12 protein-coding genes are annotated in these 13020 nt (G+C 74.1%); 9 read left to right on the forward strand and 3 right to left on the reverse strand.

What is annotated here, in order from left to right; translation table 11 throughout:
- Positions 1 to 45: 45 nt before the first annotated feature.
- Entirely contained in the window at positions 46 to 1182 is a 1137-nt protein-coding gene (locus AB0D67_RS31455) for a sensor histidine kinase (RefSeq protein ID WP_362944094.1), read from the forward strand.
- Positions 1179 to 1784 carry a response regulator transcription factor gene (locus AB0D67_RS31460; RefSeq protein WP_362944096.1) on the forward strand — a complete coding sequence of 202 codons (606 nt, stop codon included), beginning with the start codon at positions 1179 to 1181 and terminating at the stop codon, positions 1782 to 1784. The genes AB0D67_RS31455 and AB0D67_RS31460 overlap by 4 nt, the downstream gene beginning before the upstream one ends.
- Before the next feature lie 83 nt (positions 1785 to 1867).
- On the opposite strand, the gene AB0D67_RS31465 is transcribed toward AB0D67_RS31460, so the two are convergent.
- Positions 1868 to 2710, reverse strand: coding sequence for a siderophore-interacting protein (locus tag AB0D67_RS31465; RefSeq protein WP_362944098.1), 843 nt, complete (start codon positions 2708 to 2710; stop codon positions 1868 to 1870).
- A gap of 279 nt (positions 2711 to 2989) precedes the next feature.
- Complete coding sequence (locus AB0D67_RS31470) at positions 2990 to 4087, reverse strand: EAL domain-containing protein (protein ID WP_362944100.1); 1098 nt, start codon at positions 4085 to 4087, stop codon at positions 2990 to 2992.
- Positions 4088 to 4298: 211 nt separating this feature from the next.
- On the opposite strand from AB0D67_RS31470, the gene AB0D67_RS31475 reads away from it, so the two are divergent.
- From AB0D67_RS31475 to AB0D67_RS31495, 5 genes are all read left to right on the forward strand, one after another.
- Entirely contained in the window at positions 4299 to 4955 is a 657-nt protein-coding gene (locus AB0D67_RS31475; protein WP_362944102.1) for an acVLRF1 family peptidyl-tRNA hydrolase, read from the forward strand.
- Between the two features lie 274 nt (positions 4956 to 5229).
- The gene (gene abc-f / locus AB0D67_RS31480; protein WP_362944104.1) at positions 5230 to 6825 is read left to right on the forward strand and encodes a ribosomal protection-like ABC-F family protein; all 1596 of its coding nucleotides are present in this window, start codon (positions 5230 to 5232) and stop codon (positions 6823 to 6825) included.
- A gap of 114 nt (positions 6826 to 6939) precedes the next feature.
- Positions 6940 to 7155, forward strand: a complete 216-nt coding sequence (locus AB0D67_RS31485) for a helix-turn-helix domain-containing protein (RefSeq protein WP_030904785.1) — start codon at positions 6940 to 6942, stop codon at positions 7153 to 7155.
- 132 nt (positions 7156 to 7287) lie between these two features.
- Complete coding sequence (locus AB0D67_RS31490; RefSeq protein WP_362944106.1) at positions 7288 to 8097, forward strand: enoyl-CoA hydratase/isomerase family protein; 810 nt, start codon at positions 7288 to 7290, stop codon at positions 8095 to 8097.
- 51 nt (positions 8098 to 8148) lie between these two features.
- Positions 8149 to 10020 carry an ABC transporter ATP-binding protein gene (locus AB0D67_RS31495; RefSeq protein ID WP_362944108.1) on the forward strand — a complete coding sequence of 624 codons (1872 nt, stop codon included), beginning with the start codon at positions 8149 to 8151 and terminating at the stop codon, positions 10018 to 10020.
- 100 nt (positions 10021 to 10120) lie between these two features.
- Here the strand turns inward: AB0D67_RS31495 and AB0D67_RS31500 are convergent, their stop codons facing one another.
- Positions 10121 to 11002: a sulfotransferase gene (locus tag AB0D67_RS31500; protein WP_362944110.1), complete on the reverse strand. Its 882-nt coding sequence runs from the start codon at positions 11000 to 11002 to the stop codon at positions 10121 to 10123.
- Positions 11003 to 11032: 30 nt separating this feature from the next.
- Between AB0D67_RS31500 and AB0D67_RS31505 the strand changes: the two genes are divergently transcribed.
- On the forward strand, positions 11033 to 12007 hold the full coding sequence (locus AB0D67_RS31505; protein ID WP_362944112.1) for an LD-carboxypeptidase: 975 nt from the start codon (positions 11033 to 11035) through the stop codon (positions 12005 to 12007).
- 96 nt (positions 12008 to 12103) lie between these two features.
- On the forward strand, positions 12104 to 13015 hold the full coding sequence (locus tag AB0D67_RS31510) for a hypothetical protein (RefSeq protein WP_362944114.1): 912 nt from the start codon (positions 12104 to 12106) through the stop codon (positions 13013 to 13015).
- Positions 13016 to 13020 lie beyond the last annotated feature (5 nt).

Consider the following 13020-nt stretch of genomic DNA (forward strand, 5'->3'; position numbering starts at 1 on the left):
CCGAGCGGCGCGCGCCTGAGATCTCCCGATGGGAGGATTCCCGACGTGAAGACCCTCTCCGCGCGGCTCCTCCGCGAGGTGGACGGCGACCGCGTCAGGCTGCTGGCCAAGCTGTCCACCGGCCTGGTCTACATGTGCTTCCCGATCCTGGAGATCGTCACCGGGGAGCTGACCGGCGCGAGGGCCGCGTGGGGCGTCCTCGGGCTGGTGGCCTTCACGGCCTGCTACGTCGCCGCAGTGCTGCTCGTGCGGACGTTCGGCGAGCCCGACCGCTCCACCTACTGGCTGCTGGGCGCCGCCACGGTCCTGGCCGTCGCGCTGTCGGCGGCCCTCGGCGGCAGCTGGACGGCCCTGCCGATCTTCGCCGTCGTGCTGCACGCCGGCATGCTGCGCCCGCGCCAGTCGATGGCCTGCATCGCCGCGATGTGCCTCGTCGTCACGCTGGTCGGCCTGCTGGAGGAGCACGACCTCGGCCTGACCCTCCTGTTCCTGCTGCAGGCCGTCACCCTCGGCGCGCTGTTCCGGGGCATGCGCTCCACCCGGCTGCTGGTCGCCCAGCTGCGCCGGGCGCAGGAGGAGATGGCCCGGCTGGCGGCGGGAGAGGAACGGCTGCGCATCTCCCGCGACCTGCACGACCTGCTCGGCCACAGCCTGTCGCTCATCGTGCTGAAGAGCGAGCTGGCCGGGCGGCTGGCGGAGGAGGGCTCGGAGCGGGCGCTGCCGGAGATCCGCGACGTCGAGGCGGTGGCCAGGAAGGCGCTGGTCGAGGTGCGCGAGGCCGTCGCCGGTTACCGCAGGCGCGGCCTGCCGGAGGAGCTGGACGGCGCCCGCGCGGCCCTGGAGGCCGCCGGGACGCACGTGACGGTCCGCCTGGCGGGCACGCCCCTGCCGGAGGAACTGGACGGCCTGCTCGGCTGGGCGGTGCGGGAGGGCGTCACCAACGTCATACGGCACGCCCGGGCGGGCCGGTGCGAGATCGGCGTGACCTCCGACGGCGGCGCCACCGTGCTGGAGATCGCCGACGACGGGCGCGGGGCGGGGCCGTACGAGCCGGGCAGCGGGCTGCGCGGCCTGGCCGAGCGGGTGGAGGCGGCCGGCGGCGTGGTCAGCGCCGGGCCGCGGAGGAACGGGTTCGTCCTGCGGGTCACGGTCCCCGCGGCGGCGGGGGAGGCGCGGGCGTGATCAGGGTGCTGCTGGCGGAGGACCAGGCGATGGTCCGGGGCGCGCTGGTGTCCCTGCTCGGGCTGGAGCCCGACATCGAGGTGGTGGGGGAGGCCGCCTCCGGCCCGGAGGCGGTCGCCGTGGCGCGCGAGGTCCGCCCGGACGTCGCGCTGCTCGACATCGAGATGCCCGGCGGCGACGGCATCACGGCCGCGGCGATGATCCGCGAGGAGGTGCCGGACTGCAGGGTCGTGATCCTGACGACCTTCGGCCGCCCCGGCTACCTGCGCCGGGCGATGGAGGCCGGGGCGGTGGCGTTCCTGGTCAAGGACAGCCCGGCGCGCGAGCTGGCCGCCGCCGTACGGCGGGTGCGCCGCGGCGAGCGGGTCATCGACCCGGACCTGGCCGCGGCGGCGCTGAGCGCCGGCCCGAACCCGCTGTCGCCCCGTGAGCGCGACGTCCTGGCCGCCGCCGCCGACGGCTCCACCGTCGGCGACATCGCCGGGCGCCTGCACCTGTCGGAGGGCACGGTCCGCAACTACCTGTCCTCGGCCATCCACAAGACCCACGCCCGCAACCGCATCGAGGCGGTCCGGCGCGCCCGGTCGCAGGGCTGGCTCTGACCTCGTCACGGGGCCGCCCCCGGCTCCGCTCCGGGCGGCCTGTGCCCGGGCCCGGCGGGCTCCCGGCCCCGTGACGCCGCGCCTCAGGCCGACAGCAGCGCGGACTCCTCCTCCTCGATCCGCCGGTTCCACTCCTTCTTCGTGGCGCGCCAGGACTCGTCGTCGCGGCCCGTGCGCCAGTAGCCGGAGATGGACAGCCGCGACAGCGGCAGGCCGCGCTCGGCCCGCAGGTGACGGCGCAGGTCCCGGACGAACCCCGCCTCGCCGTGCACGAAGACGTGCGGCTCGCCCTCGGGGAAGGCGAACGCCCGCACGGCGGCGACCAGCGCCTCGCCGACCGGCGCGTCGCCGCGGTGCAGCCACACGATCTCCGTGTCCGCCGGGTGGTTCAGCGGCTGCTCCTCCTCGGGGCCGGCCACCTCCAGGAACACGTGGGCGCGGGCGGCGGCGGGGAGGCGCTCCAGCGAGGCGGCGATGGCCGGCAGGGCGCTCTCGTCGCCCGCCATCAGGTGCCAGCCGGCCTCGGGGTCGGGCGCGTAGCCCCCGCCGGGGCCCAGGAAGTGGATCTCGTCGCCGGGCCGTACCCGGGCCGCCCAGGGGCCGGCCAGGCCGCTGTCGCCGTGGTGGACGAAGTCCAGCGTCAGCTCGCGCGCCGCGGGGTCCCACGCCCGGACCGTGTAGGTCCGCGTGGTGGGCCACTGCTCACGGGGCAGGTCGCGCTGGACGGCGGCCAGGTCGAACGGCTCGGGGTAGGTCACCCCGGCCGGGGGGAACAGCAGTTTCACGTAGTGGTCGGTGAACTCGCCCGCCTCGAACCCGGCCAGGCCGTCGCCGCCGAGCACCACCCGGATCATGTGCGGGGTGAGCCGCTCCACCCGCACCACCTCGCCGCGGGTCGTCCTGCGCGCCGGTCTGCCCTCTGCCATGATCACTCCGATAGGGAAGGTTAGGTTCGCCTAATTCGTAGGATACGGGCATTTGCCGGGCTTGCTCCCGCGGGGGGCGCGCCACGGGGCCGGGAGCGCTCCGGCGCCCGCGGGCGTTCCGTCCGCCCGTCCTCGGGCGGCCCGTCCGCGCCTTCCCCCGGCGCGCTCGCACGCGGAGCGCGAACTATGAATCTACGATGTAAAGAAGCCAGGTCCGGACAGTGATCCGCGGGAACGGCCGACCACCGGCGAACCGGGGGAACGGCGGTGACGAGAGGGTCAGCGCGTCTCGGCCGTGACGTGACGGATGAGGTCCGAGACGCGGACGATCCCGATGCAGCGGCCCATCTCGTCGATGACCACCAGGTCGTCGTAGACCCGCGCCGGATCATGCCCGGCGGCCCGCATGGCGGTGACGGCAGGGGTGGATCTGGGAACGGTGCGAGCCGGGTCGGCCAGGCGGGCGGCGGGCCTGCGGGCGTGCAGCGCGTGCCCGAAGCGGCCGGCGACGGCCAGCAGGAAGCGTCCCCGGTCGAGACTCGACCGGGGACGCTGGTACTCGTCCACCAGCACCACGCTGGTGATCGACGGCTCTCCGCCGAAGGCCGCGGTCACCTCCTCGGCGGTGGCCTCGCAGGGCAGGGTCACCGCCGGGAGCAGGAACTCCTGGACGCGGGGGCCGAGGGGGGCCGCGGCCAGCTCCCGCTCGGCGACGGGCAGCGGCACGTGCACCCGCCCGGAAGGACCGGGGACCAGCAGCGGCCCCTGCGCCAGCCGTACCCCCCAGGAGCGCACCGCGGCGAGCTGGCTCTCCCGGGTCACGGCGGGGGCGAGCATGTGGACGCCGAGCCTGCGCGCGAGGCCCGAGAGGGACTCCGCGAGCGTGGCGCGCCGCCGGTCCCGCGGCACCTCGGCCATCAGCGCGGGGGAGAGCACCGCCAGGTACGGCGCGGCGTCGGCGAGCAGGTCCAGCGGGACGTGGCCGGTGCCGAGCTCGCCGATCGCCGTCAGGTAGCCGACGGCACGTATCCCCTCCAGCCCGGTGAGGAGGGTCCGGCGCTCGATCGGGGCGAAGTCGCCCTGCACCAGCAGGATCACCTCCGGGGGGCGACGCCCGCTGACGCGCAGGGCCTCGTGCAGCGGCGCCAGCGCGGCCGATCCGCCGATCACCACCGTCGACGGCAGGGGGAGCAGCAGCGGCATGCGGGTTCCGGCTCCGGTGACGTGCGGAATCGCCCGCAGCACCGAGGAGAGGTTCTCACCCCGGACCGCGGGCTGGAGGGCGATGACGCCCCCGGTGGCGAGATCGACGACGGGCGCGGGGGCCGCGGCGGCGGGCCCGGAAGCCGGCGAGAAGGGGGGCGTTCCACTCGGCACGTTCCGAGGATGGGGCCTCCCCGGTGCGCTTCTGAAGCGGACACGGGGATGTTCACCGAGTCTTCTCCGGGGGTTGCGCTGAGCGGCCGGTCACCGTGGCGGAAACGTCACGTGGCGGGCCGGACGCCGCCGTGGACATGCCGCCCGTGGCGGAGACGTCCCCCGCCCGGCGGGGTCCGGAGCGGCGACGGGGCCGGTAGGGTCGGTTCCCGTGACATCACGACCGGCCGGGGGCGGGGCCCGCTGGGTGTCGGTGGGGCCGGAGCGGCTCGGCCGCTGGATCGACGGCTTCGCCGCCCGGCACGGCCCGCTGGAGACGACGGCGGGTGACGGGACCGTACGGCTGGCGGCCGCCGACGGCGCGGTGGCCGAGTGCCACGTGCCGTTCCCGCCGCTGACGCCCGACGGAGGCGGCCCGCTGGCACGGCTGATCACCCACGCCCGTGCCGAGCGCCGCGTCGGCGTGCTGCTGGTACGACTCGGCGGCCACGCGGCCGGGGTCTTCCAGGGTGAGACGCTCCTGGCGTCCAAGGTGGGCTCTCGGCTCGTGCACGGGCGCAGCGCGGCGGGCGGCTGGTCCCAGCAGCGGTTCGCCCGGCGCAGGGACAAGCAGGTGGGCGAGGCCCACGCGGCGGCGGCCGAGGTCGCGCTGCGGGTCCTGGCCCCGCGCCTGGCCGAGCTGGAGGCGGTGGTCCTGGGCGGCGACCGGCGCGCGGTGGACGCGCTGCGGGCCGACCGCAGGCTGGAGGGGGTCTTCGCGCTGGAGACCGGGCCCTTCCTGACGGTCCCCGATCCCCGGCTGGCCGTGCTCCGGACCGCCCCGGGCCTGTTCCGCGCGGTCCGCATCCGGCTGGCCGATCCGACCTGACCGGCCCCGCAGGGCCGTACCGGGGGCGCGGCCGGCCGTACCGGTGGCCCGGCCGTACCGCACCCGTGGCACGGCCGGTCCGGCGCGACCTGGGGAGAGCCCTCGTACGCGCGCCGTACACTGATCGGTATGCGCACTTCCGATTGACGCCGCCCCGCGAGGCGAGACGGCCGGGCCGGGGGCCTGAGGAGCACACGACGGCCGGTTCGGCGGTACTTCGGCGGTACTGGCAGTACGGTGAGCCGTCCCATCCCATTCTGGAGTGTTTTCCACCATGATCGTGGCTTCTGACATCGAGCTGCGCGCCGGGGCCCGGCTGCTCATCGAGGGCGCGTCGTTCCGGGTCAACCCGGGTGACAAGATCGGGCTCGTCGGCCGCAACGGCGCGGGCAAGACCACCCTGACGAAGGTGCTGGCGGGGGAGGCGCTGCCGGCGTCGGGCACGGTGACCACCACCGGCGCGGTCGGCTACCTCCCGCAGGACCCCCGTACCGGCGACCTGGAGGTGCTGGCCCGCGACCGCATCCTGTCGGCCCGCGGGCTGGACGAGGTGCTGCGCGAGCTGCGCGCGGCCGAGGGCGGCATGTCCTCGGCGGACGACCGGACCCGCGACCGGGCGGTGCGGGCCTACGGGCGGCTGGAGGACCGGCTGCACGTCCTGGGGGGATACGCCGCCGAGTCGGAGGCGGCCTCGATCGCATCCAGCCTCGGGCTGCCGGACCGGGTGCTCGGGCAGCCGCTGTCCACCCTCTCGGGAGGTCAGCGCAGGCGGGTGGAGCTGGCGCGGATCCTGTTCAGCGGGGCGGAGACTCTCCTGCTTGACGAGCCGACAAACCACCTCGATGCCGACTCAATCGGGTGGCTTCGTGATTTTTTACGATCCCATCAGGGCGGTTTGATCATTATCAGCCACGACGTGGGGCTTCTTGAAGCGACGGTAAACCGGGTCCTGCACCTCGACGCCAACCGCTCGGTGGTCGACACCTACAACGTCGGCTGGAAGGCCTACCTGACCCAGCGGGAGACCGACGAGAAGCGCAGGAGGCGCGAGCGCGCCAACGCCGAGAAGCAGGCCGCGGCCCTGATGTCGCAGGCCGACCGGATGCGCGCCAAGGCCACCAAGGCCAAGGCGGCCCAGGACATGCAGCGCCGTGCCGAGCGCCTGCTGTCGGGCCTGGAGGCCGAGCGGCAGGGCGACAAGGTCGCCCGGCTGCGCTTCCCGCAGCCCGCGCCCTGCGGGCGCACGCCGATCACCGCCGAGGACCTGTCGAAGTCCTACGGCTCTCTGGAGGTCTTCACCGGCGTCGACGCCGCCGTCGACCGGGGCAGCAGGGTCGTCATCCTCGGCCTGAACGGCGCCGGCAAGACCACCCTGCTGCGCATCCTGGGCGGCCTGGAGCAGCCGGACACCGGCGCCGTCAAGCCCGGCCACGGCCTCAAGCTGGGCTACTACGCCCAGGAGCACGAGACCATCGACCCGGACCGGACGGTGCTGGAGAACATGCGCTCGGCCAGCGAGCTGGCCGACGTCGAGCTGCGCAAGGTCCTGGGGTCGTTCCTGTTCACCGGGGACGACGTGGACAAGCCGGCCGGGGTGCTGTCGGGCGGGGAGAAGACCCGGCTGGCCCTGGCCACCCTGGTGCTGTCCGCGGCCAACGTGCTGCTGCTCGACGAGCCCACGAACAACCTCGATCCCGCCAGCCGTGAGCAGGTCCTCACTGCACTAAAGTCCTATTCTGGGGCGATTGTGCTCGTCACGCATGATGAGGGTGCAGTCGAGGCTCTACGACCCGATAGGGTGATCTTGCTACCTGACGGAGTCGAAGATGCTTGGAGTGATGAATTTTCCGATCTTGTGGCACTTGCCTGATCTTAATTTGAGCGGGTACGGATCTTTTCCCATGGAGTAGGTAGCCGATCGCGCTGAAATGACTGATCATGGCGTGAGTAACGCTGCGGAAGTCTGGCACTACAGGAGGTACTCGTGGCCGAGACTCTCAAGAAAGGCACCCGGGTCACCGGGGCCGACCGTGAAAAGCTGGCCTCCGACCTGAAGAAGCGCTACAGCGCGGGTGAGAGCATCCGCGCCCTGGCCGCTTCGACCGGTCGGTCGTACGGCTTCATCCACCGCATCCTGAGCGAGTCCGGTGTGACTCTGCGAGGGCGCGGCGGCGCCACCCGGGGTAAGTCGAAGCGCTGACACCGCCTCGGAACGCGCGACCGCAGCCGCTCGTCCCCCACGCTGAGACGTCCCGCTCGGGCCTGTAGAACCTCGTTCTGGAGAATCGATAGGCTCGGGCGAGACGGAAGACGGCAGCTGGGAGAGCGAGCCATGACGGAAGCGGTGTTCGCGGGAAGCGCGGAGGGGCCCTCCCCGGAGGAGGCCGGTCTGCGTTACGAGGTGGACGGCGAGATCGCGACGATCACGCTGGACCGGCCGGACAAGCGGAACGCTCAGACGTTCGCGACCTGGTCGGCGCTGGCCCGGATCGGTGACAGCCTGCCGCAGCAGGTGAGGGTCGTCGTGGTCAGGGGCGAGGGACCGTCCTTCTCGGCAGGGATCGACCTGCGGATGTTCACCCCGCAAGGGGTGCCGGGCCAGGGATCGTTCGCGTCCTCGGCGGCGCTCGACGACTCGGTCTTCGAACAGCGGATAGCCCAGGCGCAACGGGGGTTCCTGTGGCTGCGCCGCCCCGGCGTCGTCTCGATCGCGGCCGTCCAGGGATACGCGATCGGCGCCGGATTCCAGCTCGCCCTCGCCTGTGACCTGCGCGTCCTCGCCGACGACGCCAAGCTGTGCATGAAGGAGCCCGCCCTCGGGCTGGTGCCCGACCTGACCGGCACCAAGCCGCTGGTCGACATCGTGGGCCTGCCCAGGGCCCTGGAGATCTGCCTCACCGCCCGCACCGTGGGAGCCGAGGAGGCCGTCCGGCTGGGCCTGGCCGAACTCGTGGTCGCCCCGGACGAGCTGGCCGGCGCCGTACGCGACCTGGCCGCCGCGCTGCTGGCGGTGGACCGCGACGCCGCGACGGCCACCAAGCGCCTCCTCCAGGGCGCCGCGGGCCGTACGCTGGAGGAGCAGGCCGCCGCCGAACGGCGCGAACAGGTCGCCCGGGTCAAGGCGCTGTTCGCCGGAAGCTGACGCCGGAATGGAAGGAACCCGGCCGGTGCTCCTCCCGGTGGAGGAGGCCACATGGCGATGATGGGCGGGGGGTTCGGCCCCCAGGCGATGCGCTCGCTGCGGCGCGACAGTTCGGTGACCAAGGAGCGTCTCGCACCGGGCACGGTCAGGCGTATAGCGCGCTACGCGCGGCCGTTCGCCCGGCAGATCACGGCGTTCCTGGTGCTGGTCGTGGCGGGCTCGGTCATCGTGATCGCCAACCCGCTGCTGATGAAGGCGATCATCGACGACGGCATCGCCCAGAAGCGGCCCGGCGTGGTGCTCGCCCTCTCCGGGGTGATCGCGGCCCTGGCGCTCGCCGACGCGGCGCTCACCCTCGGCCAGCGCTGGTTCTCCTCCCGGGTCGGCGAGGGACTGATCTACAACCTGCGCACCGAGGTCTTCGACCACGTGCAGCGGATGCCGGTGGCGTTCTTCATGCGCGCCCAGACCGGCGCCCTGGTCTCCCGGCTGAACACCGACGTGATCGGCGCCCAGCGGGCGCTGACCAGCACCCTGTCGTCGGTGGTGTCCAACGTGGTCATGCTGGTGCTGGTGCTCGGCGCGATGCTGGCGCTGTCGTGGCAGATCACCCTGGTCGCCCTGGTGCTGCTGCCTGTCTTCCTCTTCCCGGCCCGCTGGGTGGGCCGCAAGATGTCCGGCCTCACCCGTGAGCAGATGCAGCTCGACGCCGAGATGAGCTCGCTGATGACCGAGCGGTTCAACGTCGCCGGCGCCATGGTCGCCAAGCTGTACGGCCGCCCCGACGAGGAGGCCGCCGACTTCGGCAGCCGGGCCGGGCGGGTGCGCGACGTCGGCGTCACCGTCGGCATGTACGGCACGTTCTTCCGCGTCGCGCTCGGCCTGGTCGCGGCCCTGGCCACCGCGCTGGTGTACGGCGGGGGCGGCCTGCTGGCCATCGACGGCGCCTTCGAGCTCGGCACCCTGGTGGCGCTCGCGGCCCTGCTGATGCGCCTGTACGGCCCGCTGACGAGCCTGTCCAACGTGCACGTGGACGTGATGACCGCGCTGGTGAGCTTCGACCGGGTCTTCGAGGTGCTCGACCTGAGGCCCATGGTCGCCGAGCGGCCCGGCGCCCGGCCCGTCCCGGAGGGCCCCGCCTCGATCGAGTTCGACGGCGTCCGGTTCACCTACCCAGCGGCCTCGGAGGTGTCGCTGGCCTCGCTGGAGTCGGTGGCACGCCCCGACCCCGGGCCCGGCCAGGAGGTGCTGCGGGACGTCTCCTTCACCGCCCGGCCGGGTCAGATGATCGCGCTGGTCGGCCCGTCGGGCGCCGGCAAGACCACCATCACCGGCCTGGTCTCGCGGCTGTACGACGTGAACGAGGGGGCCGTGCGCATCAACGGCCTGGACGTGCGCGACGCCACCTTCGAGTCGCTGCGCGACACCGTGGGCGTGGTGATGCAGGATGCCCACCTCTTCCACGACACCATCGGGGCCAACCTCGCCTACGCCAGGCCCGGGGCCGGCGACGAGGAGATCTGGGAGGCCCTGCGCGCCGCGCAGATCGCCGACCTGGTCGAGGCGCTGCCCGAGGGCCTGGAGACCGTGGTGGGCGACCGGGGCTACCGCCTGTCCGGCGGGGAGAAGCAGCGCCTGGCCCTGGCCCGGCTGCTGCTCAAGGCGCCCCGGGTCGTCGTCCTCGACGAGGCCACCGCCCACCTCGACTCCGAGTCCGAGGCCGCGGTCCAGCGGGCGCTGAAGACCGCGCTGGACGGCCGGACCTCCCTGGTCATCGCGCACCGGCTGTCCACCGTCCGCGAGGCCGACCAGATCCTGGTGATCGTCGACGGGCAGGTGGTGGAGCGGGGCCGCCACGAGGAGCTGCTGGCCGTCGGCACCGTCTACGCCGAGCTCTACCGCACCCAGTTCAGCGGCGACTGACCTCCCCGCGCGGCCCGACGGCGGGCCGCGCGGGGACCATCGGCTGCCCGGGGACCTGAGGGAACCCGCGGATCCGGGCCGGACCGGGCCGGCGGCGCACTCACCGGTAGCCCAGGCGGGTGAGCTCGGTGCGGGCCACCTTCTCCACCAGGGCGGCGTCCTCGCCGTGCAGCCTGCTCCGCCACACGCCCGCCCTGGGGGCGTGCCCGCCGTACAGGGCGACCTTGGACACCCGGGCCTGGAGGAAGGCCGACAGCTCCTCCACGGTCCGGGCGGGGGAGGAGGCCAGATCCTCGTAGCGGAGGGTCAGCAGCTGCCCGCGCGGCAGGTCGCGGTGGAGCGCGGCCGACAGCCGGACCGCGCTGCGCCAGCGCAGCGCGCACTTGCCCGCGGTGGGCATCTCCTTCCAGCGGTCGCGGTGCTCGGCGGCCTTGACGCCGAGGAACGGGTTGGGGAACTCGGTCTCCTCGCTCAGCATGGCCGGCTTGAACCACGCCAGCGCCGCCGGGTCGGCCAGCATGTCGGCCACCACGTCCCGGCCGTCCCTGATCAGCTGGACGAACCGGGCGTCGGGGAACGCCTGGAGCAGCACCTGGGCGCTGTAGATCAGGTCGGGGCTGGCGTCGCCGAACCGCGCCACCGCGCCCGGCGCCGCGCACGGCCCGGCGCCGGTCACGCCGCCCGCCTCCCGGCAGGCGGCCGGGCACTCGCCGCAGGCGCCGGGGAGGATCTGCCAGGACTCGGCCAGGGCGTCGCGCAGCACCCGGGTGGCCCCCATGCCCCGGCCCGCGATGGACGGGCGCCGGGCGAAGGCGTACACCACGTGGGCGACCGGGGCGCGGCCGATGGTGACGTGGAAACCGGGGGAGCGTTTCAGGGCGCGGGCCAGCAGGTCCGAGCCGGAGTGCGGGGCGGCGAGCACGAACACCGGCTGACGGACCTTGATGCCGTTGACCACGAGGATGTGGGGCGGAGGTCGCATATGTGTGCCCAGTGTGGCACCGTTTCCAGCGTGAACGAACCGGCCCTGCCCACACCATCCCTCACGGACGGCGCGGCCGTCCGGCCCGCCGTCGTCCCGCCCCGGCTGCGCCCCGGCGACACCGTCGCGGTGGTCTGCCCGTGCGGCCCGCCCGACCCGGCGCAGCTGCGGCGCGGCGCGGGCGTGCTGGAGGAGCTGGGGCTGAAGGTCGTCATGGGCGAGCACGTCCTCGACCGCGACCGCTATCTCGCCGGCTCCGACGCCGGCCGGGCCGCCGACCTGCAGCGGGCCTGGTGCGACCCGGCGGTCGCCGCGGTGTTCTGCGGCCGGGGCGGCTACGGGGCCTCGCGGATCCTGCACCTGCTCGACTGGGAGGCCATGCGGGCCGCCGGGCCCAAGACCCTCGTCGGCTCCAGCGACGTCACCGCGCTGCACCAGGCGTTCTCCGTCGAGCTGGGCGTGGCCTCGCTGTTCGGCCCGATGGCCGCCTGCGACGTGCTCAGCGGCCCCGCCGGCTCCGAGCCCCGAACCCTGGAACACCTCGCCGCCGCGCTGTTCGGCGAGCCCGGGCCGATCACCGGAGACCGGGTCATCGTCCCCGGACGGGCCGTCGCACCGGTGACGGGCGGTAACCTCAGCCTGCTGGCCGCTTTGTGCGGCACGCCGCACCAGATGCGGGCCCGGGACCGGATCGTCCTGCTGGAGGACATCGCCGAGGAGCCCTACCGCGTCGACCGGATGCTCACCCAGCTCCTGCGTTCGGGCTCCCTGGACGGCGCGGCCGGGTTCGCCCTGGGATCCTGGGTGGGCTGCGGCGACCCCTACCCGACGCTCGTCGAGCGGCTCGCGCCGCTCGGGGCGCCGGTGGTCGCCGGGCTTCCCGTGGGCCATGGGACACCACAGTTCAGTGTGCAGTTGGGGGCACTTGGTGCTATTGATGCAGAATCGTGCTCTCTGACGGGCTCACTCACCGATCCCGGGAAGGCACCCTGGGTGCAGACCTAGGGGGACGGGAGAGGGGAAAAGTGCGTGAGGCTGTTCCGGCGGCACCGTGATCGGCGGGTTGCGCCCTCGGCGAACCCGGTGGACTCGGCGAAAACGGTGAACGCGGCGAGATCGGCCCCGCCTGGGCCGGCCCGCCCGGTCGAGGAGGTCGATCTCGACTCCCTGCTCGCCCTCGTCGCTGACACCCTCGGCTACGGCTGCTCCTTCGAACCCGGCGGCGCCACGCTGACCCTGTCGGGCCCCCGCACGATCGAGGTACGGCTGGCGGGCCTGCGCGCCGAGGCGCGCCGCCGGTCGCGGGAGGACTGGCCGGTGCTGGTGTCCGGGCACCTCTCCCACGTGCTGGCCACGGCGGACGAGCCGTTCGACGCCTGCGACCTGGCCCAGGCCGGCCCGCTGCTGGGCACCCGCGTCCGCTTCGACGACGGCCTGGACGACGGCCTCGTGGTCGGCCGCCACCTGGCCGCCGACCTGGTGGAGGTGCTGACCATCGGGCACGGCGCGGCCGAGCGGCCGGTCCGCCCGGAGGAGGCCGGCTGCTGGCCGGTCACCGCGGCCCAGGCGCTGGAGCTGGCCGCGGCCGACGTCCGCGGCGGACGGCCCGCGGTGAACGAGGCCGACCTCGGCGGCGTCGCGGTCCTGAACCTGGACGGCGCGGGCGCCGCCTCCTGCCTGCGCCGCCTGGACGAGCACCTGCCGCTCCCGGCCGACGGCGCGCTGGTCGCGCTGACCGGGCCGGCCACCGTGGTCGTCCACCCGGTCGAGGGCCTCGGCGTGGTCCGCGCGATCGAGCGGCTGAGGCTGTTCGCCCAGCGGGAGTTCGAGCGGCGCGCCGGCGCCCTCAGCCCGCACGTCTACTGGTGGCACGGCGGCGGGCTCGCCCTGGTCCGGGCCGACCTGGTCGCCCAGGACGGGCAGGTCCGCCTGGTGGTGGCCCCGCCGCCGGAGTTCGCCCGCGTCATCGCCGCCCTGGCCGTCCGGCCCGACGCCGACACCCCCGAGCGCTGACCCGC

It is taken from the genome of Streptosporangium sp. NPDC048047 (genome assembly GCF_040653115.1).
In the GTDB taxonomy this organism is placed as follows: Bacteria; Actinomycetota; Actinomycetes; order Streptosporangiales; family Streptosporangiaceae; genus Streptosporangium.